The organism is Mesorhizobium bavaricum (assembly GCF_056781655.1).
In genome coordinates, this window is the sequence record NZ_JBXAYV010000002.1 from 207,490 (window position 1) to 230,524 (window position 23,035).

Genomic DNA, 23,035 nt, shown 5'->3' on the forward strand with positions numbered 1-23,035 from the left:
CGCGGGAGAGTGCAAGGAACGAAAATGTCGCCGAGGCTCGTTGGTGCCTCGGCGGTTCAGGATCAGGGGCCACGTATGTCGTTGCGGGGCATTATATTGAATCTGCCAACTGCCGCATCGCGGGGGGTTAGATGCTGGTCCAGTTTCCGGCGAGCCGAAGCATTTGTCTCTCGAGTCACCCGCTGGGATCCAAGCCTCGGCAGCTTCGTCGGGACAGTTAGATGCTATTGGGATTTGGCCGCCGCGGCCGCGAGCATTGCCTGTCCCACCTCAACAGCGCCTTGTGCGGTCAGCGTCTCGCCGGCGTTCTGGATGTCGCGCAGCTCTTTGTTTTGGCTGAGCTTGAATTTTCCAACCAGGCTGGTGATCTCGATCTCCAAGGCCACGATCGCCTTGGCCATCGTGTCAATGAAATCCTTCGGCGCGTCGCCCATCTTCCACGGGGCCGGCTGATTGGCCTCGTGCATGTGAGTGAGCTTCGCGACGTTGCGGCGCACATAGCGCTCGTCGTCCCGGACAGTGATGCGACCATGGGCGTGGGCAACGAGATAGTTCCAGGTCGGCACCTGCTTATGGGATTCGTGTTTGCTGGGATACCAGTTTGGCGAGATGTAGGCGTCGGCCGCACGGAAGACGACGAGCACTTCATCGCCATTGGCAACCTCCGTCCAGACCGGGTTTTTACGAGCGACATGGCAATTGAGGACGCCCTTGTCGCCCTTTGAGCGGTCGAGCTCGAAGGGGATATGGTTGGCGTCGAGGGAGCCATTGCTCTGGGTGATCAGGATACCAAAGGGGTGTTTTTCGATAAGATCGAACAGGGCGTTCTGATCGGGTACGGCGAAATGCGGAGGAACGTACAAGGGGGAATCTCCTGTTGAAGGGCAGTTGTCAGTGGTCAGCGAGGTCTTGGCGAGCAGCCAGCGGCGACCTCGCTGCCGGCGAAGAGGGGGCCGGAACCCGCTGTCCACCGCGCTCGAGAACCGCCATCGAGAAGTGAGCGGGCACGTCGGATGCCGCGGCATAAGAGTGGGGTTGATCCGTAACGAGGCGCGCACTCTCGGCTGCATTTAGGATGATCTCGTGGCTGCCCACCGTGACCTTGAGCGAGCCCTGGGTAACCGAGAGCAGTTCGCGGGTATCGGGACTGTGCGCATCGGCTGCAAACACATCACCCGGCATGAGGACCCAGCTCCAAAGTTCGAACATTGTGCGTCCCGAGGTCGAGGTGTGAAGCTGTGCCCTGCTGCCTTCAGCGCTTGTCCAAAGCGTCCTGGTCACGCTCCGTTCGATCGGCAGGTCGGGGGCCATGGAAGGCGCCTCGTTCAGCAAATCGGCAACCGATAGGGAAAACGCCGCCGCCAGACGGCAAAGGATGCCGATACTCGGGTTTGCCTTACCCTGTTCAAGCGCGACAACCGTCCCTTTCGACAGGCCGGCCAGTTTGGCCAATCGATCGAGGGTCAGGTTTTGGTCGCGTCTCAGATTCTGGATCCGGATCGCGATCGCCTGGCCAAGCTCCTGCTCAGTCTCCAGAGGTGTCGGGGTGTCGGTCATTATATTGACTTCGGCTCTCGCTTCGCTTACGGTCAATATAATGACCGGCGCAAAATTGCAACCGCGCCTTAAACAGGAATTGGCCAGTGCGCTTTGAAACGAAGGCAATCCATAGCGGTCGAGCTGTCGATCCATCCACGGGCGCGGTTTCTTTACCGCTTCATACCAGCACGACGTTCGAGCGCGGTGCCGACGGCTCGTTTCCGTTTGGGTTCGAGTACACTCGCGATGCAAATCCGACGCGCAATGTATTCGAGTTGGCGATGGCCGCGCTCGAACGTGGACACGAAGGCATAGCCTTTGCGTCCGGCATGGCTGCAATCGCTGCGGTCTTTGAAAGCCATCCCTCGACGGGGCGAATCGTTCTTCCCGACGATATCTATTTTGGCATCCGCTCGCTGATCGACGAAACCGACATCGGCTCTCGCTTCGACTTCCACCCAGTCGACATGCGCGATCTGGATGCGGTGCGCGCCGCGGTCACCTCAAAGCGGACTGGCCTCGTCTGGGTCGAGACCCCATCGAACCCGATGATCCGCGTTGTCGACATTTCGGCTATCTGCAAAATCGCCCATGAGGCCGGCGCCATGGCGGTGGTCGACAATACGTGGGCCACGCCCGTGCTTCAGCGGCCGCTTGAGCTTGGCGCGGATGCGGTCATGCACTCGGCAACAAAGTACATTGGTGGCCACTCGGATCTGATGGCGGGCGTCGTTGTTGTCCCGCAATCGTCGCCATTCGGACGTCCGCTACGGATGGTCCAGAAACACAAGGGCTGCGTCGCGGCACCTTTCGACTGTTGGTTGGCACTGCGAGGGCTGCAGACATTGCCGATCCGCATGGGCGCTCATTGTGAAGGCGCCCAGAAGGTTGCGGAGGCCTTGGCGTCCCATCCCCGCGTCGAGAAAGTGCTCTTTCCAGGCCTGGAAGATGATCCTGGACACGAACTGGCTACGCGGCAAATGAGCGGTTACGGAGCGATGCTTTCCTTTATCGTCGAAGGTGGAACCGATGCCGCGATGGCGGTGGCCGGCCGCCTCAAGCTTGTCGTGCGGGCGACAAGCCTCGGCGGGACGCACTCCCTGATCGAGCATCGCGCATCCGTCGAGGGTTCGAAGTCTAAGGCGCCAGGCGGATTGCTGCGAATGTCCGTGGGGCTCGAGCACCCTCAGGACATCATTGACGACCTGAAGCAGGCCCTGAACGCAACTTTCAACGTATGAAGCGCAGCCAGTGGGCCCTCGTCTGCCGAAGGATCTGTGATGGACCATAACCTCAGCCATTTCTTACTGGTCTATACCGCCTATATTATCGCCGCCGGCAGCCCAGGCCCGAGCACCATGCGGATCATGGGAACGGCGATGCAACAAGGCCGCCAGGCTGCCCTCGCTATCTCCGCCGGCGTTGTCACCGGGTCGGTTTTCTGGGGCATCATGGCGGCAACGGGCATTTCCGCTCTCCTAGCCACCTATGCCCAGGCTCTTGTCGTCCTGAAAATTCTAGGGGGCTTCTATCTGCTGTTTCTTGCGTTCAAGGCGGCGAGGGGAGCTTTGTCACCCGAGACGGCCGACAGTGTTGCGGCTATGGCCACCCGGCCTGTTTCTGGCTTGGCACTCTATAGGCGTGGTCTTCTGATGCATCTTAGCAATCCCAAGTCGATTCTGGCCTGGATAGCCTTGGTCACACTTGGGCTCGGTCCCGATGCCTCGGCGACGGACGTAATCCTCATCCTCGCAGGGTGCGCAGTGCTGAGCGCGACGATTTTTTGCGGATATGCCGTCGTGTTTTCCACGCAACCCATGGTCCGGATGTATCGGCGGGCGCGGCGGCGAATTGAGGGTGTTTTGGCGGTCAGTTTCGGCTATGCGGGCCTAAGGCTCGTGCTCTCTCGAATCTGAAAAACCTTTCAACCTGTAGGCGGCGCATCCGAGCTCTTGAAAGCCAGACGTAGGTTTGACAATGTCCGAGCAAAACGCCAGTTTTTTAGGCGAGAAACTGAGACTGCCGACGCCAGCTTAAGGCGCATCGAATATGACGTGGACATTATGTCGTATAGCGAAGCCCACTTGCAAGTAGCTTAAAATCGAGGGGAAGGCGTTCGATAGACATTTTGAATCGAGGGGCTCGGCCACCTCGGCTTCTTAACCCTGATTATTGCGCGACTACGGAGGCATGGAGGCAACCGTCCTCTTTGGTCAGTGGTCGCGGCGCTTTCCTTCCAGAAGATCGACGACCGCCCGTGCTGCATCCAGGACGTGGTTTCCAGGGCCAACACGGCGGCTACTCCATGGTCAAACTGATAATCCTGACGCGGCACCACGCCACCGCACACGACGATGATGTTTTCAGCGCCTTTTGCTTTCAGCGCTTCGACGAGGTGGGGAAGTAGTGTCTTGTGTTCGGGGGCGAGCGAGGACGCTCCGATCACATGCACATGAGAAGCCACGGCCATGCCTGCCGTTTCTTCCGGGGTTTGCAACAGTGGCCCACCGACCACGTGGAAGCCGAAATCGCCAAACGCCGGTGCAATCACTTTGGCGCCGCGGTCATGGCCATCCTTTCCGAGCTTGGCCACCATCAGCTTCGGTTGGCCGCCAAGCGAGACGGCAACGTCTCTGACGCGGGACATTAGGGTTTGGTATTCGGGCTCATTTCTGGACGGAGGCGCCGTAAACCTCCGAGGTCACCTCAGGAACGGCCACGTGATCGCCGAAGGCGCTACGCAGGGCGTCGGAAATCTCCCCAACCGTCGCGCGAGCATGATGCGAGCAGCCAAAGCGTAGAACGCGCCCCAAGGCCGAGCGGGTTGTTGCAGGCCGAGAAGGAGCTTGACGCCAGGGGCTGGCTGTCTGCAGCGCTAAAAGCGCCAGAGTAGAAGACTGAGGCGGTTTCGATAGCCGCCGAATACTGGACCTTCCACTTTGCGACCCGGGACAGCGATGTCCAGGCTTTTTTGCGCCTTGTGGCTTCAGCAGGACTTGCACCGACAGAACTCGCGCTCCCCCCCGATTTTCGTCCGCCCACGGTATCGCGTAGGGTGAACTTCCTTGAGGATTTTTGGCACCCAATGAATTTTTTTCGCTGGGTATGGCCGCAGATTTCTGGTTTCTCTACCGCATCGAATTCAACCGCAGAACGTCATAGTCGGGTGGTCAAGGATCACCCGGGGGCTTTTTGCAACCATTGTGAGGGCATCATGCGGAGCGGCGGGCAGGTTCTAGTTGAAGCATTACGGATAAACGGGGCCGAGGTGATCTTTGGTGTGCCCGGAGAAAGTTACCTCGCCGCACTGGACGCCATTCACGATCAGGGGAATGCCCTGCGCTATGTCACCATGAGGCAAGAAGGAGGCGCAAGCTTTGCCGCCGCAGCCTATGGGGATTTGACGGGGCGCCCTGGCATCTGTTTCGTAACGAGGGGACCTGGCGTGACGTCCGCCACGATCGGCTTGCATACCGCGATGCAGGGCTCGACGCCGATGATCCTCCTGATTGGCCAAATTAGCCGGCCTTACCGCGACCGCGAAGTTTTCCAAGAAATTGATTACAGACGCTTCCTCGGTGAAACCGTGAAGTGGGTAGCGGAAGTAGATGACGCCGCCCGGCTGCCTGAGTACGTCAACCGAGCGTTTAAGATCGCAGTGTCCGGACGACCAGGGCCGGTTGCGCTTGCGCTGCCCGAAGATATGCTGTTTTCGCTGACCGATACCCCCGACCTAGCTGCGGCTCGAGCGACGCCCGCCACTCCTTCTCCCGCAGACATCTATGCAGTCGGCCAAATGCTTGAGCAGGCAAAAAGACCCCTGTTACTGTTGGGAGGAACAATCTGGACACCAGAGGGGCACGCGGCCGTCATTCGGTTTGCCGAGGCACATGACCTGCCCGTCGCCATCGGCTTCCGGCGCCAAGGATTATTCCCCCATGATCATCCCAACTTTGTAGGTAGTGTTGGCTTTGGGGCGGCATACCGCAGCCGAACCAATACGCCCGCGAGGCCGATTTGGTTATCGCTCTGGGCTCCCGCCTGAATGATCCGACTACGATGAAACATAAGATCATTGCAGCGCCACGACCCGACTGCCAGCTTGTACATATCCACCCGGGGGCGGAAGAACTGGGGAGGCTCTATCAGGCCGATTTGCCGATCCTGGCGGACCCGAGCCTCGCCGCTTTGGCGCTCGCTGAACTTCGGCCCACGCGTCTCCATACCGCAGCAACGTCCGACGCTTTGGCCGGTTACACGGCCCATGTGACGTTGCCGCCTCAACCTGGGCCGGTCGACATGGCCGAGGTCATGCGCGTGCTCAACGAGCGCCTTCCTCGCGACACGACAATGACCACCGGTGCCGGGAACGCCACTGATTGGGCCAATATCCACTACTGCTATCGGCAATTCTTGGGAGCGGCGGCTCCGATCAACGGGGCGATGGGTATGGGCGTTCCAGCTGCCGTTGCGGCCAAGTTTGCGCGACCACACTCGCCTTCCATTTACATCGGCGGAGATGGCGACTTTCTGATGAACGGCCAGGAGCTTGCAACTGCGATCCAGTACCAGCTGGACCCACTGTTCATCATCATCGACAATGAGAGCTACGGTACGATTCGTGGCAACCAAGAGGCACGTTACCCAGGACGGGTCTCCGGGACCAATCTGCGTAATCCCGACTTTGCCAAGGTCGCAGAGGGGTATGGCGCACATGGTGAACGGGTTGAATTGACCGAGGATTTTGAACCCGCGCTCGAGCGCGCCCTTTCATCGGGCCGCGCCGCCGTAATCCACGTTTTGGTCGGACCGAAGAGTCTCGGCCCGAACCACTTTTTGGCGGAGGCTTGAGAGTGATGTTGTCCGACACGATCCGCAAGGTTCCGGGATCCCCAATCGGTGCGATGTTTGACCGTGCCACCGAGTTGCGATCGCGTGGTACTGATCTCATCGATCTATCCCTGGGCGAGCCCGACTTCGAAACGCCTGAGCACATCAGACAGGCGGCGATCGACGCGATCAATGCGGGGTATACACGATATACAGCTGCAGACGGTTCGGTGGCTCTCAAGGACGCGGTACGACGAAAATTCGCGCGGGACAATGGTTTGAATTTTGAGCGCTCCCAGGTCGTAATCGCGTCCGGCGCAAAGCCGCTGATTGCGAGTGCAATGCAGGTGGTTCTGAACCGAGGGGATAAGATTATTATCCCCACCCCAGCATGGACGTCACACGTAGGCATGGCGCAGGTATGTGCAGCAACACCCGTGCTGCTGGAGACTGCGGAATCCGAGGGATATAGGATTGACGCCCGCAAGCTTGAAAGGGCGATCACGGCTGAAACGAAGCTCCTTCTTCTGTGCTCGCCAGGCAATCCGACGGGTGCGGTAGCGTCCGCCGAGGAACTCGGTGCCATAGCGGAGGTGCTGCGTCGTCATCCCCACGTCAACGTAATCTCAGATGATCTTTATGAGCATGTCGTCTTCGCGCCGGCGACCTTCGCGACGCTGGCACAAGTGGCTCCGGACCTAGCTGAGAGGGTGTTGACGGTCAACGGGTTGTCGAAGGCTTACGCAATGACCGGATGGCGCATCGGATATGCAGGTGGACCATCTTGGTGGACCACCGGTTTGCGTGTTTTGTTTTCCCAGACTAGCGGCGGGCCATGTTCAATTAGCCAAGCTGCGGGCATCGCCGCCCTCGACGGTCCGCAAGAGTTTTTAGCGGAATGGCGCGAGGTCTACCGCAGGCGTTGCGCTCTCGCGGTAGACGCCCTCTCCAAGGTACCCGACCTTAGGCCTCGAATGCCCCAGGGCGCATTCTTTTTGTATGTGGAATGCGGGGCGTACATTGGCAAACAGGCACCCAACGGCGAGGTCATCGCATCATCGACTGACTTTGCGGATCATTTGTTGGCTGCGGGCGTAGTCACAGTGCCAGGGGCCGCCTTCTATGGGGACCCGTTCATAAGACTGTCGGTAGCAACGTCTGATGCGAACATCGTCGAAGGTATTCGACGGATTGCTGCGGGTTGCAGCCAGCTGAGAGCGGGGGAAATGACAACCCCTGCCAATCTTGTTGTCAGCAAAGAGCTTACGTCCTAGCAACAGATCGCGCGGGTCGACGCCCGTCCCAGCCGTCGACCCGTTGCATCGCTATTCCGAGGTATCGCGTGGTAGCTGCGTGCCACCCATAACAGGCACCGAGGCGAGGCAGCTTTCCCAAGGAGCTCGCCGCGGCCAGGTGCCCTACAGCCTACTTCAGACGAAAAGAAGGTCCCGTGACGCGAAATTCAGGCACTCAGCGCCGGTGTCCGTAATCAGCCACATATCCTCGATGTTGAACTCGCCGACGCTAGGCGGGTAGTAGGGAAGCTCGAGGCAGACCACCATGCCGGGCTCAAGAACGGTATCATTCATCCCAATGAACGGCCGTTCTTCAACCAGGTTGTCGATTCCAATCGAATGACCAAAATGACCGCGCGTGTAGTTCGGCAGACCGTTCGCCCGGACCGTCTGCTCCGCAACCTGGTGAACCATGCGCATGGTATTGCCTGGTTTCAGCTCCATGGCCGCTGCGTCATATGCCTTGCTGAGGGCTTGATAAACCAGCAGCGCCTCTTTCGATGGTTGCCCAAAGATCGCGACGCGCGCGCAATCGCTGTAGTAGCCACTCAGGCGGACGCCAGCGTCGACCTTGATGACGTCGCCATTCTTCACTTTGTTGGTGTCGCCTATGCCGATGGCGTTGAAGGCCCAACTACCTTGATATTCCCCGATCGCCGGGTTGGCTCTGAAGGTTTCAATGGCGCCCAGCTCGCACTCGACGCGCATCTCTTCGAGGGAATAACCCTCTTTGATGCCCCCGAAAGAACGCTCGAGCATTTTATCAAAGACAATGGCAGCGTTGCGCAGCCGCCTGATTTCCTCGGGATGTTTAATCGCGCGCAGCTTGTAAATGGCATCGGCCCAGTCGACGAACGTGGCCCGGCTGCAGGCATTTGCCAAGTGTGTCCGGGTTTCGACCTGCATGAAGTCCAGATCAGTCGCAACACGACCGCCGGCACATTTCCATTCTTCGAGGACACCGGCAACAATGGCGGCAATCTCGGCATGCCTGTATTGCTCCGGGCGCACAGGGCGCAAATCGGGGCGGGCGTCGTTCGGCCGAGACGCAACGATATCTAGATCGCGCGCCTCGATCCACATTGAGTACGCACGGATATCTCGAATGTCGGTGGCCCGTTCCGCGGCGCCGCATAGAAAGTCGCTGACGATCATGACGGGCTCTAAGCCAGGATCGGCCGGGATCAAAACCATGTCGGTGCCCGTCATGCGCCAGCTTAGATCGAGAAAACTGCTGTGATAGCCGGACGCGTAAAAGAAATTGGCGGGTGTGATCGCTAGGTACGCCGCTGACCCGTCCTTCTGCAGTTCAGCCTGGATCCTCCGGCGTACCTCAGTGTGCATGCTCACCATCTATCTACTTTCAACTTAATGCCTGATGACGCCGTGAAGAGTTGTCCAAGACGGCGGTTCTATGCGTTAAACCACCACCGCTCGTGGCATTTGTGCCCGTCGTGAGGCCAGTTCCAGGCCGTGACATCGGGAATGTGCAGTTTGCTTGTCACCCCGTCCACATAGTTGTTGAACAGAGGCACGATTGCGCCGCCATCATCACTGAGAATGGCTTGCATCTCATAGTACATTTGCCTGCGCTTGTTGTCGTCGAATTCGGACCGTGCCGTTAAAAGGAGTTCAGAAAACCGTGGGTTTTCCCAGAAGGTCTCGTTCCAGTTGCCTCCAGGAGCGTAAGCTGTCACAAAAGCCCAGTCTTCGGTCGGCCGCCCGCCCCAGTAGGAAAAGGACCACGGCTTCTTCATCCAGATATTCGACCAGTAGCCGTCGTTGGGTTCGCGCACGACGTTGATATTGATGCCGGACTGCTTCGCATGCAGCTGATAGAGCACCGCAGCGTCCACAGCGCCGGCAAACGCTGCGTCAGAAACGTACAGATCGACCGAAAGATCCGACGCCCCCGCCTTCTTTAAGTGGAACTTGGCCTTGTCCGGATCGAATTTCTTCTGGAGCATTTCACCGTTGTGGTACCGGTTCTTGGAGCTGATCGGATGGTCGTTGCCGACCTCACCATGACCCAGCAGAATCGTTTCTAAAAGCTTTTCGCGATCGAGGGAGTATTTCAGCGCTAGGCGGACATCAACGTTGTTGAATGGCGCTTTTCGTACATCCATCGGGATGGTGTTGTGCCCTGTACCCTTGGTTTCGAAAATCGCGAGATTCGGCACCCTTGCCAGCAGGTGCGCCGTTTTCAGATCAATCCGGTCGATCAGGTCGAAGCTGCCAGATCGCAGGGCCGTTTGACGAGCAGTTGCGTCAGGGACCGATAGGACCGACACACCGTCGAAGAATGCTGCGTTCTCTTTGTAAAAATTGGGTTGGCGCGAGAACTCCGCACGCACACCCGGATCGAAGTTTTCGATCTTGTAGGCACCCGTACCGATACCGGACTTCCAATCCGCGGTGCCATCCGCGTTGGCGGGCATGATCGCGAAGTGGAAGTCGCTCACAATGTACGGAAAATCAACGTTGCCGCCACTAAGGGTAAAAATGACCGCATCGTTGCCATCTGTCTTTATGTTCACCCCTTCCAACAGCGCCTTGGCGGCTGAAGTCGACTTTTCACCCATGTGATGCCGGAAGGAGGCGACAACATCAGTGGCGTCCACTGTCTTCCCGTTGTGAAACTGGACACCCTTGCGTAGCTTGAATCTCCAGGTCTTGGCATCTGAGCTAGGCTCGACGCTCTCCGCAAGATCGCCAGTCACTTTTCCATCTGGCGCGATCTCGGTCAGATGCCCGCGATAACAGTAGCCGGTGAAGATCGTGAAATCATTGTCAAAAAGCCCAGGATCGAGCGTATCAGTGGTGCTACCGTGGCCGAGGCCGACGCGTAGCGTGCCGCCTTTGTTCGGCGCAGCTTGCACCTCAAGCGCCGGGAGGGACGAGAGAGCGATGGCTCCCATGCCCGCCATCGCACCTTTGATTACTTCCCGGCGCGTGGCGCCACGCGAGAGCTTGTCGTCTAGTCGGGCCATTGGTAGCTCCTTATTCGCGGCAGGCGTTCTGCCTGACGCTACGGTCCCCATTGTGACCAATTTGCGAAGCTGCGGGCCTGCGAGCAATCCAATTAGATTCAAGCCCAAACGAAAAAAATGTGACTAGACGGAAACGTTTAACTGGGCACGTCGGGTGAGAAACACCTGCGCTGCGCCCGCTTAGAACTTGAAGGCCACTAAAGCCTGCCGGAGCGGATTTCAATTGCAGTACGCCACTGCCACGGGAACAAGTAACCACCGAGAGCGGCTTGAGCCACTTGTGCGAGCAGTGCTGGGTCATGCGACGACAAGGCCTGGTTAACTACCGATGGACCCGATGCTCTCTTGGCCCAGGGTCCGGTACGGTCCGATCGGAAAGTTCTAAGCGCGGCACAATGCCGTGAAGCATCACCGATAAGCGGATGTGCCTGCCCTCGAATGGGAAGCAAGGGAATAAGATGCGTATTGATCGAATTACTCTTTACTCGATTCCGGTAACTATCGGCTTGGACCTGACGCGATACGTTGCGAGCCAGTCGTTCGACCCCGCTTTGGATGACCTTGTCGTTAAGATAGAAACGGATAACGGCCTGGTTGGGTGGGGTGAGGTGGTGTCAGCACCGCCATACTTTCTTCCTGAAATTTCCGCCGGCGCCCGTGAAGGTATCCGGCACGTTGCACCCGTGGTGCTGGGCCGGGATCCGCGCCAAGTGGCAGCGATCTTTCATGACGTTGCTCTTGCACTAAGGGGCCATGGAAACGCCAAAGCGGCCCTGGAGATGGCACTTTGGGATTTGGCGGCAAAGTCTCACGGTTTGTCTCTCGTTGACCTTTGGGGTGGGCGAGTCTCCAACAGTTTTCCCGTTCACACTCTCGTCCGGATCGGTACGCGCGAGCAGACTCTGGCCGTGTTGGAAAAAGAGCGTGCTCGGGGTGTTTACCGCTTCCAAATTAAAGTGGGAGCCGGCGAAGCCCATGAGGACATTGAAACCATTCGCATGGTCCAGGACATGGCGCTCCCTCATGAGCGGTTCTGGTATGACTCTAATCGGGCATGGCTTGTAGACGACGCTATCAGGATCATTTCTGCTGTTCGAGATCTATCCCCCATGATCGAGAACCCCTGCGATACCTACGAAGAATGCAGGATTGTCGCCAAGAGAACGGGAGTTCCGTTCATGCTTGACGAGGTCATCGACAGCCCACGACGTTTTTTGCAAGCTTCCCAAGAAGGCATTTTGGACGCGGCGACACTCAAGATGTCTTGTGTCGGCGGATTGGAGGCCGCTCGTCAGGCTATGAGTCTGGCAAAGATCTTGGGCGTGCCAGTCCGGATAGAAGATTTCCATGGAACGGGCATTCTGGCGGCCTGCGTAACCCATATGGCACATACGTTGCCGCGAAACCTCATTTGGACACTGTACGACTATGACAGGGATAACCTCATACCTTTGGTCAAGAACCCGTTGGTCGTTACCGCGGGAGACATACGTATTCCCGATGATTGCGGTCCTGGGCTGGGCATCGACGTGGACGAAAGCTTGCTCGGAGAACCCGTTGCCGTACTCGAGAGGAATTGATGCCGCTGCGGGTTGAGTCGGGGCAATCGGGCTCTACGGGACGCTGATGGCGTCCTCCGACTTGTCGACAAGCGTCGAGCGCTTGCCGGCTGTCGAACTGCGCATGGTCTTAGAAGCGAATTACCCAACCACAGACCAACAAAACACAGGGGATTGAAATGGACAAATGGGATACAAGTTTGACCTCATCTTCGGGCGTGAGCCGTAGGCGTTTTCTAAAATCTGCGGCAGCTGTGGGAGCGCTTGCGGTCAGTTCCTCAGGGTCCATATTTCCGGCAGTCGCGCAAAGCGCTACGGCTAAGAAAGGTGGGCACTTCAAGATCGGCGTCGCAGATGGTTCTACGACCGACTCGCTCGATCCGGCCACATGGTCGAGTTCGTTTACCGAAACGTTCGGCCACAGTTTGCACGGCTATCTTACCGAATTGGATCCCGACGGGAATCTGGTCGGTGAACTCGCCGAAGCTTGGGAACCGTCAAAGGACGCAAAGACGTGGACCTTCAAACTTCGGAAAGGGGTAGAGTTCCACAATGGCAAGACCCTAAGCGCCGAAGATGTCATCGCGTCGATTAATCATCACCGCGGCGAACAATCCAAGTCCGGGGCAAAGACGATCGTCGATCCAATCGAAGACATTCGGTCCGATGGCCCGCAGACCGTTACCGTAGTTCTGAAACAAGGCAATGCAGATTTTCCGTACCTTCTGGAGGATTATCACTTAGCGATCATGCCTTCTAAGGACGGAAGTGCAGACACCTCCGGCGTTGGTGCCGGCGGCTATGTGCTCGATGCCACTGACTTTGGCGTCAAGGCATCGTCTAAGCGTTTTGCAAACTATTGGAAGCCAAACGCGGCCTGGTTCGACTCTTTTGAAATTCTCGCAATTCATGACGTTGCGGCCCGCACAACTGCTCTGTCGACAGGCCAGATCCATGCAATGGACAAATGCGAGCTTAAGACCCTCCACCTCCTTGAGCGCAACAAGAACCTGAAAATATCGTCGCTGACTGGCACCCAGCATTACCAGTTCCCAATGCTTGTTGATGCTGCCCCGTTCGACAACGTCGATGTGCGCTTGGCTCTGAAGCATGCCGTTAACCGGCAACAACTGCTCGACACGGTGCTATATGGATATGGCCAACTAGGCAACGACCATCCTATATCCCCCTCAAATCGCTTCTTCGCAAAAGACCTCCCACAGCGAGAGTTCGATCCCGACAAAGCCAAATTCCATCTGAAGAAGGCGGGTGTATCGGACTTGAAAGTGAGCCTGTCGGCTGCTGATTCAGTCTTCACCGGGGCGGTCGATGCCGCGCTCGTTTATCAACAAGATGCTGCCAAGGCGGGGATCACTATCGATGTCGTCCGAGAACCTAGTGACGGCTACTGGGATAATGTCTGGATGAAAAAGCCCTGGTGTACAACCTATTGGGCAGGTCGGCCGACCGCAGACTGGATGTTTTCCCAGGTTTACGCTGCAGATGCAGTGTGGAACGAAACGCACTGGAAGAACCCTCGCTTTAACGAACTTCTCGTTGCGGCAAGAGGTGAACTTGACGACGCCAAACGGCGTGAAATGTACGCGGAGATGCAACTTCTTTGCAGGGATGACGGCGGCACAGTCATCCCGCTCTTCGCCAATTATGTAAGTGCACTGTCTGTAAAAGTCGGTCACAACAAAATCGCATCGAACTGGGAATGGGACGGCTACCGTTGCGCAGAGCGGTGGTGGTTCACCGATGTATAGAAAGTTGTGAAGGAATGACGGCGATTTCGAAAGTCATTGGTCAGCGCGTCGCCTTGGGCGCGCTGACTTTGTGGATTGTCTCACTCATCATCTTCGCTGGGATTCAATTCCTTCCCGGCGACGCCGCCACTGAGATTCTGGGGCAGTCGGCGACACCCGAAACGGTCGCAGCGTTCCGCAAGAGCCTAGGGCTCGATTTGCCATTCTACATTCGTTACGTTGACTGGTTTTGGGGCGTGTTGCACGGCAATTTTGGAAATGCTCTAGCCAGTGGCAGAGACATTTCTGAAGCGATCCGACCGAGGCTTGTGAACACTTTGATTCTCGCGGCAAGCGCAGCAGCCATCTCTGTTCCCTTGGCCCTGTGCGGAGGAGTTGTCGCAGCGCTTTATAGAAATACGTTCATAGACCGCGCGATCAACGTTATCACTCTTACCTGGATCTCTTTCCCAGAATTTTTCGTGGCTTACATCCTTATATTGATCCTCGCCGTCCATGCGGGCGTCCTTCCAAGCCTTTCCGACGTCGATCCCAACACTAGTATTATGGGGCGCGTTCAAACCATTGCGCTTCCGGCACTAACGCTATCGTTTGTAGTCATTGCCCATATGATGAGAATGACGCGCACTTCGATCGTCACCCTATTAGGAAATCAATATATTGAGACAGCACGCCTGAAAGGATTGCCCGAATGGCGAATCCTCGTCAGTCATGCCTTTCCTAATGCGCTAGCGCCAATAGCCAACGTCGTCGTTCTCAACTTGGCATATCTCATAACTGGGGTTGTTGTCGTTGAAGTCGTTTTTGTATACCCAGGCCTTGGTCAACTTATTGTAGATTCTGTACAAAAACGGGACATTCCGGTTGTCCAAGCGTGCAGTCTTATATTTGCGGCCACCTACGTTATTTTGAATCTTACGGCCGACGTTCTATCAATCGTCGTCAACCCAAGACTCATGCATCCGAAATAATTCCGACCATCGGGACAGCGGCGAGTAACACTCATGACAATTCTACACCCGCACGGTGCACTCAGATCTGGAGCTAGAAAACTCGCTTCCGTGCCTTTAAGTGCCCAAATCGGGATGACAATCATCGGGCTCTATTTGCTAACGGCAATTTTTGCTCCCTATTTGTCACCCTATGGGGAAGCGGAAATAGTAGCGACGCCCTTCGAACCTTGGGGAGGCCAGTTCTGGCTTGGCACCGACAGCCTGGGGCGTGATATGTTTACCCGGCTCGTGTTCGGCGCTCGGAACACCATCGGAATCGCTCTGATCACAACGATCCTGGCTTTTACCTTGGGTGCTACAGCGGGCCTGGCAGCTGCCGCTTTCGGGAGGTGGACGGATCAGATCCTATCGCGACTGGTCGATGTTCTGATGTCGATCCCGCAACTGATCTTTGCGCTTCTTCTCTTATCAATTTTCGGCACCTCCATACCCACCCTCATAATCGTTATTGCCGTGCTGGATTCCACCCGTGTGTTTCGGCTCACCAGGGCCGTGGCAATAAACGTAGCCGTTCTCGACTACGTGGAGGCCGCGAGGCTTCGCGGGGAAGGTCCGATCTGGATTATGAGCCGGGAGATTCTGCCTAATGTCGCGCCTACGCTAATAGCCGAATTTGGACTTCGGTTCTGCTTCGTTTTCCTGCTGATCAGCGGCCTTTCGTTCCTCGGTCTCGGTATCCAGCCACCCACTGCAGATTGGGGGTCTATGGTGCGAGATAGCGCGACCTTGATCACTTACGGCGATATCACGCCTCTCCTTCCCGCCGGCGCAATTGCGCTCCTGTCAGTGGCCATCAATCTTGTCGTGGACTGGTTTCTGCATCGTGCTAGCGGGCTTAAGGAGGATTGAGCCAGCGGCCGGTTTTTGAAATTGGCGGCCTCTCAAACGCAAGGCGTGGTGGGCGCACGCCGTGCAAATCCGCTGACGCTATAACCGCTTACTTTCTGCGTGAGCGAGAGGGCAACTATGCCCGGTAACGCTCAGAAAATAAAAACATAAGAAACGAAGGGAACGGCATTGTCTGGCAACATCGTACGTTTAAATGCACCTCACAACGCCACGGCGGAGCACGACAATTGCGAGCGCGATCTTCTGCTCGAGATACGCAACCTTAGGATCGAGGCGACCGTGTACTCCCAGGAGGGAGCGCATGGAGATATTACACTCGTTGATGACGTATCGTTGTCGCTACGCCGTGGCAAGGTCCTCGGCTTAATCGGCGAATCCGGCGCGGGTAAGTCAACGATCGGCCTGGCAAGCATGGGCTACGGGCGCGGGGGGGTGAAGATCACCGGCGGCCAAGTCATGGTCAACAAACGTGACATACTTGAAGGCGGAAAGGCGGGGTTGCGCGCGCTTCGGGGCCGAGAAGTCTGCTATGTGGCGCAATCTGCAGCCGCAGCGTTCAATCCAGCACACCGGCTGATGGATCAGGTCGTGGAGGCCGCTCTTTTCCATACCTCGACGACACGAGCAGAGGCGGAAAAGAGGGCAGTAGCCCTGTTTAGGAAGCTTGGCCTACCTGAGCCGGACACTATCGGGCGACGCTTCCCCCACCAGGTGTCAGGCGGGCAATTGCAACGCGTGATGACGGCGATGGCTCTATGCTCCGAGCCTGATCTTATTGTCTTCGACGAGCCTACGACTGCACTGGACGTCACGACACAGATCGATGTGCTGGCCGCCATCCGGGATGCAATCCATGATACCGGCGTCGCCGCGCTATATATCACGCATGATCTGGCCGTGGTGGCGCAAGTTGCCGATGAGATAGCTGTCCTGCGCAATGGAAAACTGGTCGAGCACGGGATGACTCAACAGATCATCAAAGCGCCCAAAGAGGCTTACACGCGCGCCCTGGTGTCTGTGCATGAGATCAACCACGACCAAAAAGGGTCTCAATCAGCCCCCATTCTCACCGTCAATGGCGTGACAGCGGGTTACGGAAGCGGAGCGGTGAAAATCCTGCGCAATGTCTCGCTTGATCTCCGGCCCGGGCAGACCCTGGCAGTCGTGGGTGAATCAGGGTCGGGCAAATCCACGCTTGCACGCGTCATAACAGGGTTGCTGCCGCCGCTCGCAGGCCGGATCCAGTTTGACGGCCATGAACTCCCGTCACGGCTTGCCGATAGGTCTAAGGAAGAACTCCGCCAGCTTCAGATGATCTATCAGATGGCGGATGTCGCAATGAACCCTCGCCAAACTGTCGCGACAATCATCGGCCGTCCGCTTCAATTCTATTTCGGGATGAGCGGCACAGAGCGTGATCAGCGGATCGCCGAGTTGCTTGAGACGACGGAACTTGGCCAGGCCCTCGCCGGTCGTTATCCGGGGGAACTGTCGGGAGGACAAAAACAGCGTGTCTGCATCGCCAGAGCTTTGGCGGCAAGGCCGAAACTGCTAATCTGCGACGAGGTCACATCGGCGCTCGACCCCTTGGTCGCCAACGGTATCTTGAAGCTTCTTTTGAAGCTGCAGCAAGAGGAGGCGCTCGCCTATCTCTTCATCACTCATGATCTGGCAACCGTCAAATCAATCGCCGATGCAATGCTGGTGATGTATCGTGGGGAAGTCGTCCGCTACGGGCCCAAAGATCAGGTGCTGAGTCCACCCTTCGACCCTTATACGGAACTTCTGCTGGCCTCGGTTCCGCAGGCAGAAGTCGGATGGCTGGATGAGGCCATTAAGTCGAGGCGGATGGAGAGCGCTGGAAACTAGCGGCCGCGCGGACGGTAAGACTCAGTCTACGGGCTCTGTCGCCAAAAAAGGATTTTCCGCTTTGGCTGCTGCAGTCAGCCATGTGCTGAAAGTGCGCACGTTTCGCGCGCTCCAAGACCGGGCCGGTGCCACAAGAAAGTAAGTCATACCCGTCAGGGTGGGTTGCTTGAAAATCGGCACCAGTGTGCCCTGAGCCAGCGCCAAATCGGCGAAAGGCCGGCGCCCAATGGCGATGCCCATGTTCTGCTGGGCAGCCTGCAGCGCCGCCGATCGCGTGTCCACCTCCAGCCAGTGGCCAACGTCACCAAGGGAAACCTGGTTTTGCTCCATCCAGATCCGCCATTCGTCAGGCGAAGACGCGCAATAGATAAGCGGGTAGGCCAGGAGATCAGATGCCTGGGTGATCGGCCCACGCCGTGCGAGGAAGGCCCGTGAGCAGACCGGAGTGATGGTCTCTTGTATCAGGGCTATCGACTTATATGCGCCAGAAGGCTCCGCCCCATACTGAAAGGCAAGGTCAATATCACTGCCGGACAGGTCCACCTTCTCGGGGCTGGTGATTAGGGTGACGGAGATCTCCGGGTATTGCTCGGCAAATCGGGCCAGCAGGGGTACCATCCAAAGCTCGGCGAGAGAGGGGAACAAATTTATTGAAATTCGCCCGGTCTTTCGCGCCAAGGAGACTTTGATCATCGCTGCTTCCAGCTGATCGAGGATGTCGCGCAGCTCCGATGCCAACTGTGATCCAGCCTTCGTAATTCTGAGGCGGTTCTCAGATTTGATCAGTAGTTTGGTTCCGACGTGGCTTTCGAAAGACTTCACTTGGTGGCTAATCGCGCTTGCCGATATGCCGAGCTCGTCACCAGCCGCCTGCAAATTGCCGTGACGTGCTAGCGCTTCAAATGCCCGGATCGCGGCAAAAGGCGGAATCTTGCGTCCCATCAGGCTGTCAGCGCTCCTTGCGCCTTATCCGGCACATTGGTGGTGTTAGCATATTAGCAAGCCACGCATTGGCGCGCAAAGCTCGACGATGCAACTCCGTACGACGGAAAAACATCAAACCCGACTGCGATTCTATTCAATTGAAGCTGCCCCGACTATGGCGGATCAACCCTTCCATAAGGTTCATGCCAGGGTGCAGAATGATGACGCAGGTTAAGATGGCCGCGGACTATCCGGACACGCAACTTTTCATTGGCGGCAGTTGGCGATCTGGAACATCCAAGATTGACGTCATTAGTCCCTCGACGGGAGAGGTGATTGGATACTGCGCTAAGGCGACAATTTCAGATCTTGATGACGCGGTGGCGGCTTCGATAAGGGGCTTTCAGGATTGGTCCGCCACCCCCGCGCACGATCGGGCCGTGGTTCTGAGGCGAGCCGCCGATATCCTCGAGGCCCGGGCAGATTTGATTGGGAGCCAAATCTCTGCGGAACAAGGCAAGCCTGTCCACGAATCTGTCGGTGAGGTCCTTTATTCTGCAGAGGTATTGCGGTGGAATGCCGGCGAGGCGGAGCGAATCTACGGTAGGGTGATCCCGTCGCGTCAATTTGGGGAACGACTTATGGTTCTCCCGACGCCCGTCGGTCCCGTTCTTGCTTTGACGCCCTGGAATTTCCCAATCTACCAACCTGTCGCGAAAATCGCCCCGGCCTTGGCCGCTGGATGCTCGGTCATCGTGAAACCGGCCGAAGAAACGCCGGCGGGTGCTGCGGCGTTGACCAGGGCGTTGCATGATGCAGGATTGCCGGCGGGGACGATCAACATGGTGTTTGGCAACCCTGACGAGATCTCGAGCTACTTAATCGCCTCCCCTGGGATTCGCAAAGTGTCTTTCACCGGATCCGTTGCCATTGGGCGCCTGATAGGTGCCAGAGCGGGACAAGCGCTCAAGAAGGCCACCTTGGAGCTGGGAGGGCACGCGCCCGTTATCGTGTGTCCCGATGCCGATCCGGTCCTTACCGCCCAACTCTCTGCAGCACACAAGTTCCGGAATGCTGGTCAAGTCTGTGTCTCCGCCAGCCGTTTTATCGTGCATCATTCCATCGCCGAGGAGTTTACAACCGCATTCGTGGAAGCGACAAAACTGCAGGCCATCGGCCCGTTGATCAATGCGCGGCGGGTCGCAGCGGTAGATGAGCTTGTTGATCAAGCGGTGAAGGCTGGAGCAAAGCTGGCCTATGGGGGAAACAAGCGACCACAGGCTGGATTTCACTATCCGCCCACCATCCTGAGTGACGTGCCTTCTTCGGCGCGCATCATGCAGGAAGAGCCGTTCGGCCCGGTCGCTGCAATCTGCACCTACGACGACCTCGACGAGGCCCTGACAATCGCAAACAGCCTTCCCTTCGGGCTGGCCGCTTACGCGTTCACTGACTCCAGCGAAGCGGCAGAGCTGCTGATCAACGGCCTGCAAGCCGGCATAGTCCAACTCAACAGCTTCGGGCTGGCTTATCCGGAGGCACCCTTCGGGGGCATCAAAGATAGCGGTTTCGGCAGCGAAAACGGCATAGAAGGCATACAGGGATATCTGCACCCCAAATATGCAGCGCTCACCGCCCCCGTCAGATAAACCGTAGCTGACAGGCGACTGCTGAGCCTATCGTCCAAGGCGCGTTTCAGGGACGTGGCCGAGCCGGTTGCTCTCAAAGCCATCGTGCCCGCCCATGCTTGATCAAGCGTCTGATGCCGAAGCGCATTGGTGCCGCAACCCCTTGAAGTCATGCTATTTATTTACTCGGGATGCGCCTCTCAGGTCTCGCCACTTGTTGGCGGACTGCCGATTCAGAACCATTCAAAGGCGTTGTTTTTTTTTCAATTTCGAGAGTCCGGTTAGCCGCGTATGGGTTGGCATCAGGCTAATCCGCCTGCTGACGAAGTCTCGTCGAGAGGAGCTTGACCGGCGAATGCGTATCATTCCTACAGAAGACGAAGCTGCCGAATTGCGTGGTCGCGTCCTTGAGTTTTGCGAGAGGACGATTCCCCTAACCGTACGCGGGTTGGAGCGCCAAGGCACGATGAGTGACGGCGATTCTGCAGCCTTCTTTAAGGCGCTCGGCCAAGCGGGCTGGATCGGCCGCCACTGGCCCGAACAGTACGGTGGGCGCAGCGCGAGCCATCTGGAGACCGCCATCATCGACGAGGCGCTCGGCTATGCGCGCGCTCCCCTTTCGGCCTACCTCCTTTCCGTCAAGGTCTTCGGCAACTCGCTGATGCTGTTCGGCACCAACGAGCAGAAGAGCAAATACCTTCCTATGATCACTGCCGGCGACGCGATGTTTTGCCAAGGGTTCTCGGAACCCATGGCCGGGTCCGATTTTGGATCCCTGCGGACCGCGGCTGTTCGCGCAGGCGACAAGTACGTCGTCAACGGCCACAAAATCTGGACCTCCTCTGCCGAGGTCGCGACGCATATGTATCTCGCCGCGCGGACCGATCCAAAAGCCGTCAAGCATCGTGGGATAAGCCTCTTCGTCCTCGACATGAACACGCCAGGTGTCACTGTTAACAGTTTCCCAACACTTGGCGGCGGTGTCCTGAACGAAGTCTTTCTGAGCGATGTGCACGTTCCCGCCGAAAACCTTCTCGGCGAGGAAAACCGCGGCTTCCATCAGGCGATGCGCAGTCTTGATCTGGAACGATCCTGTATGGACAGGGTCGGGGCCGCGCGGCTCTCCCTCGATCGGCTCGTCGAATACGTTAGGCGCGAGGGAAGCGACTGCGGCAGGGGCCGTCTCGCCGACGTCAGCATGGTCCAAGACAAAATCGGTGAGCTCCGGACGAAGCTCCAGGTTGCCCGCAGTTTCGGGTATATGATCGCTCGTAACTTAGACGCCGGGAAGGGGATCAGCGCCGAGTTCTCCTTTGGAAAACTCTATGTCGGCTTGTTGACCCAAGCCTTGGCGGACGCAACGGTCGACATTGTCGGTCCACTGGCCCAGTTCGAATACGGTTCCGATCTTGCAATCTTTGACGGCCTCTTCCCAGCCGTTTTCCGCGCCTCTCCGGCGCTTACCTTGGCTGGGGGGTCAAGCGAAATCCAGCGTGGGGTGATTGCCACTCGTGGCCTGGGTTTACCGAAATGACCTCGTCAGGTTCTCTGGACGGCATACGTGTCGTCGATTTTTCAGGCTATATTGCCGGTCCCTTCTGCACCCAACTGCTGGGTGATATGGGCGCCGACATTATCAAGGTTGAGCCACCGGCCGGCGAGCAATGGCGAGGCCAAGATCCGTTCTCGCCGGGGTTCAGCAAAAGCTTTGTTGCGCTCAATCGCAACAAACGATCCATCGTGCTCGACCTGAAGACGGACGAGGCCCTCACCACCGCGAAAGCCCTGATCGCATCGGCCGACGTAATGGTCCACAACTATAGGCCGGGCGTGGCTGAACGCTTGGGTATAGGATACGAGGCGGTCCGCGACCTCAACCCGCGTCTGATCTATGCTTCGAATTCGGCCTACGGACAAAAAGGGCCGAGGGCCCTCCACGCCGGCTATGATCTGGTAATCCAGGCGGTCTCCGGCTTGATCGCGTCAAATCCAAATCCGGATGGGAAAGCCCCGCGGCGGTACGCCGGTATCGCGTTGATTGACTTCACCGCTGGTCAGACGCTGGCGATTGGAGTGCTATCCGCGCTTATCCAGCGACAGCGCACTGGCGTCGGGCAGAAGATCGAAAGTACGCTAATTGAAGCAGCCCTTAGCCTGCAGCGGCAAAAATTGGTGTCGATTGAAGCCGTGGATGGGCAAAACCCCCAGAAGTCGCAAGGGACGGTCAGAGATCGCATGCGGGCATCCGCGAAGCACATGCATGACCTGGTCGCGCGTGAACTCTACTACCGCACCTACGAAACAAGTGACGGCTATGTCACGGTAGGGTGCCTGAATGTCCCCCAGCGACGGCATTTCATGTCCATCGTCGGTTTAGAGGATCCTTGGTTCGAAAATCCGGATGCACTGCCGCAGTCGGACGAAGAGGACACTAGTCGGCGAGCTCTCACCGCATATGCTGAGCACGAGTTCACCAAACGCAGCACCGCTGAATGGGTTACCGCGTTCGAGGCTTGCGGCGTCCCTTGCGCGCCTGTGCAGATGTCAGACGACTTGATGTTTGACCAGCAGGTCGAGGCGGGGGGCTACTTCGTCGATTTCGTCATGCCTGAGTTCGGCCGAGTTCGAACCATGGGCTTGGGCATAGCCACAGATGGTCGCGCCAAATCCCATCGGCCACCCCCCGCATTGGGGCAGCATACCAAGGAAATTCTTGAGGAACTCGCCGCCCGCCAGGCCGCAGAGACATCAGCAAACGGAGTTCGGTGAC

The 23,035-nt window shown here is 57.6% G+C and carries 16 protein-coding genes and 2 pseudogenes; 12 read left to right on the plus strand and 6 right to left on the minus strand.

The annotated features are described in order from the left end of the window. Positions 1 to 224: 224 nt before the first annotated feature. A complete protein-coding gene (locus AC1RZR_RS37205) occupies positions 225 to 863 on the minus strand; it encodes an FMN-binding negative transcriptional regulator (RefSeq protein WP_481829645.1) in 639 nt (212 codons plus the stop codon). A 28-nt stretch (positions 864 to 891) separates the two neighbouring features. After that, complete coding sequence (locus AC1RZR_RS37210) at positions 892 to 1,557, minus strand: helix-turn-helix domain-containing protein (protein ID WP_481829646.1); 666 nt, start codon at positions 1,555 to 1,557, stop codon at positions 892 to 894. Positions 1,558 to 1,643: 86 nt separating this feature from the next. Between AC1RZR_RS37210 and AC1RZR_RS37215 the strand changes: the two genes are divergently transcribed. Continuing rightward, positions 1,644 to 2,780: a trans-sulfuration enzyme family protein gene (locus AC1RZR_RS37215; protein WP_481829647.1), complete on the plus strand. Its 1,137-nt coding sequence runs from the start codon at positions 1,644 to 1,646 to the stop codon at positions 2,778 to 2,780. A gap of 39 nt (positions 2,781 to 2,819) precedes the next feature. Beyond that, positions 2,820 to 3,455 (plus strand): LysE family translocator, encoded by a 636-nt coding sequence (locus AC1RZR_RS37220; protein ID WP_481829648.1) that lies wholly within the window; start codon positions 2,820 to 2,822, stop codon positions 3,453 to 3,455. 297 nt (positions 3,456 to 3,752) lie between these two features. Here the strand turns inward: AC1RZR_RS37220 and AC1RZR_RS37225 are convergent. Next, positions 3,753 to 4,361 (minus strand): annotated as a pseudogene (locus AC1RZR_RS37225) (cobalamin-dependent protein); the annotation flags it as partial. A gap of 392 nt (positions 4,362 to 4,753) precedes the next feature. Here AC1RZR_RS37225 and AC1RZR_RS37230 point away from each other — a divergent pair. Together AC1RZR_RS37230 and AC1RZR_RS37235 are read left to right on the plus strand one after the other, a co-directional pair. After that, a pseudogene (locus AC1RZR_RS37230) lies at positions 4,754 to 6,390 on the plus strand (thiamine pyrophosphate-dependent enzyme). A gap of 5 nt (positions 6,391 to 6,395) precedes the next feature. Continuing rightward, a complete protein-coding gene (locus AC1RZR_RS37235) occupies positions 6,396 to 7,643 on the plus strand; it encodes a pyridoxal phosphate-dependent aminotransferase (protein WP_481829898.1) in 1,248 nt (415 codons plus the stop codon). 156 nt (positions 7,644 to 7,799) lie between these two features. On the opposite strand, the gene AC1RZR_RS37240 is transcribed toward AC1RZR_RS37235, so the two are convergent. Further along, positions 7,800 to 9,008, minus strand: a complete 1,209-nt coding sequence (locus AC1RZR_RS37240; RefSeq protein ID WP_481829649.1) for a M24 family metallopeptidase — start codon at positions 9,006 to 9,008, stop codon at positions 7,800 to 7,802. A 68-nt stretch (positions 9,009 to 9,076) separates the two neighbouring features. Beyond that, positions 9,077 to 10,654, minus strand: a complete 1,578-nt coding sequence (locus AC1RZR_RS37245; protein ID WP_481829650.1) for an ABC transporter substrate-binding protein — start codon at positions 10,652 to 10,654, stop codon at positions 9,077 to 9,079. A 458-nt stretch (positions 10,655 to 11,112) separates the two neighbouring features. Between AC1RZR_RS37245 and AC1RZR_RS37250 the strand changes: the two genes are divergently transcribed. From AC1RZR_RS37250 to AC1RZR_RS37270, 5 genes are all read left to right on the plus strand, one after another. Further along, a complete protein-coding gene (locus AC1RZR_RS37250) occupies positions 11,113 to 12,234 on the plus strand; it encodes a mandelate racemase/muconate lactonizing enzyme family protein (RefSeq protein WP_481829651.1) in 1,122 nt (373 codons plus the stop codon). A 158-nt stretch (positions 12,235 to 12,392) separates the two neighbouring features. Next, positions 12,393 to 13,982 carry an ABC transporter substrate-binding protein gene (locus tag AC1RZR_RS37255; RefSeq protein ID WP_481829652.1) on the plus strand — a complete coding sequence of 530 codons (1,590 nt, stop codon included), beginning with the start codon at positions 12,393 to 12,395 and terminating at the stop codon, positions 13,980 to 13,982. A 14-nt stretch (positions 13,983 to 13,996) separates the two neighbouring features. Continuing rightward, positions 13,997 to 14,953 (plus strand): ABC transporter permease, encoded by a 957-nt coding sequence (locus AC1RZR_RS37260; RefSeq protein WP_481829653.1) that lies wholly within the window; start codon positions 13,997 to 13,999, stop codon positions 14,951 to 14,953. 33 nt (positions 14,954 to 14,986) lie between these two features. After that, complete coding sequence (locus tag AC1RZR_RS37265) at positions 14,987 to 15,844, plus strand: ABC transporter permease (protein ID WP_481829654.1); 858 nt, start codon at positions 14,987 to 14,989, stop codon at positions 15,842 to 15,844. Positions 15,845 to 16,024: 180 nt separating this feature from the next. After that, positions 16,025 to 17,713 (plus strand): ABC transporter ATP-binding protein, encoded by a 1,689-nt coding sequence (locus AC1RZR_RS37270; RefSeq protein ID WP_481829899.1) that lies wholly within the window; start codon positions 16,025 to 16,027, stop codon positions 17,711 to 17,713. A 21-nt stretch (positions 17,714 to 17,734) separates the two neighbouring features. Here AC1RZR_RS37270 and AC1RZR_RS37275 read toward each other — a convergent pair whose 3' ends face one another. Next, entirely contained in the window at positions 17,735 to 18,655 is a 921-nt protein-coding gene (locus AC1RZR_RS37275; RefSeq protein ID WP_481829655.1) for a LysR substrate-binding domain-containing protein, read from the minus strand. Between the two features lie 218 nt (positions 18,656 to 18,873). On the opposite strand from AC1RZR_RS37275, the gene AC1RZR_RS37280 reads away from it, so the two are divergent. The 3 genes from AC1RZR_RS37280 (at position 18,874) to AC1RZR_RS37290 (ending at position 23,034) form a co-directional block, all read left to right on the plus strand. Further along, complete coding sequence (locus tag AC1RZR_RS37280) at positions 18,874 to 20,286, plus strand: NAD-dependent succinate-semialdehyde dehydrogenase (protein ID WP_481829900.1); 1,413 nt, start codon at positions 18,874 to 18,876, stop codon at positions 20,284 to 20,286. A 334-nt stretch (positions 20,287 to 20,620) separates the two neighbouring features. Beyond that, positions 20,621 to 21,799: an acyl-CoA dehydrogenase family protein gene (locus AC1RZR_RS37285; RefSeq protein ID WP_481829656.1), complete on the plus strand. Its 1,179-nt coding sequence runs from the start codon at positions 20,621 to 20,623 to the stop codon at positions 21,797 to 21,799. Then, positions 21,796 to 23,034, plus strand: a complete 1,239-nt coding sequence (locus AC1RZR_RS37290) for a CaiB/BaiF CoA transferase family protein (RefSeq protein ID WP_481829657.1) — start codon at positions 21,796 to 21,798, stop codon at positions 23,032 to 23,034. Before AC1RZR_RS37285 ends, AC1RZR_RS37290 begins: the two co-directional genes overlap by 4 nt. Position 23,035 lies beyond the last annotated feature (1 nt).

Coding starts and splice junctions, on each gene's coding strand:
- AC1RZR_RS37210 (WP_481829646.1), bottom strand. CDS start 1,557: ATGACCGACACCCCGACACCTCTGGAGACTGAGCAGGAGCTTGGCCAG.
- AC1RZR_RS37220 (WP_481829648.1), top strand. CDS start 2,820: ATGGACCATAACCTCAGCCATTTCTTACTGGTCTATACCGCCTATATT.
- AC1RZR_RS37235 (WP_481829898.1), top strand. CDS start 6,396: ATGTTGTCCGACACGATCCGCAAGGTTCCGGGATCCCCAATCGGTGCG.
- AC1RZR_RS37240 (WP_481829649.1), bottom strand. CDS start 9,008: ATGCACACTGAGGTACGCCGGAGGATCCAGGCTGAACTGCAGAAGGAC.
- AC1RZR_RS37245 (WP_481829650.1), bottom strand. CDS start 10,654: ATGGCCCGACTAGACGACAAGCTCTCGCGTGGCGCCACGCGCCGGGAA.
- AC1RZR_RS37250 (WP_481829651.1), top strand. CDS start 11,113: ATGCGTATTGATCGAATTACTCTTTACTCGATTCCGGTAACTATCGGC.
- AC1RZR_RS37255 (WP_481829652.1), top strand. CDS start 12,393: ATGGACAAATGGGATACAAGTTTGACCTCATCTTCGGGCGTGAGCCGT.
- AC1RZR_RS37260 (WP_481829653.1), top strand. CDS start 13,997: ATGACGGCGATTTCGAAAGTCATTGGTCAGCGCGTCGCCTTGGGCGCG.
- AC1RZR_RS37265 (WP_481829654.1), top strand. CDS start 14,987: ATGACAATTCTACACCCGCACGGTGCACTCAGATCTGGAGCTAGAAAA.
- AC1RZR_RS37275 (WP_481829655.1), bottom strand. CDS start 18,655: ATGGGACGCAAGATTCCGCCTTTTGCCGCGATCCGGGCATTTGAAGCG.
- AC1RZR_RS37280 (WP_481829900.1), top strand. CDS start 18,874: ATGGCCGCGGACTATCCGGACACGCAACTTTTCATTGGCGGCAGTTGG.
- AC1RZR_RS37285 (WP_481829656.1), top strand. CDS start 20,621: ATGCGTATCATTCCTACAGAAGACGAAGCTGCCGAATTGCGTGGTCGC.
- AC1RZR_RS37290 (WP_481829657.1), top strand. CDS start 21,796: ATGACCTCGTCAGGTTCTCTGGACGGCATACGTGTCGTCGATTTTTCA.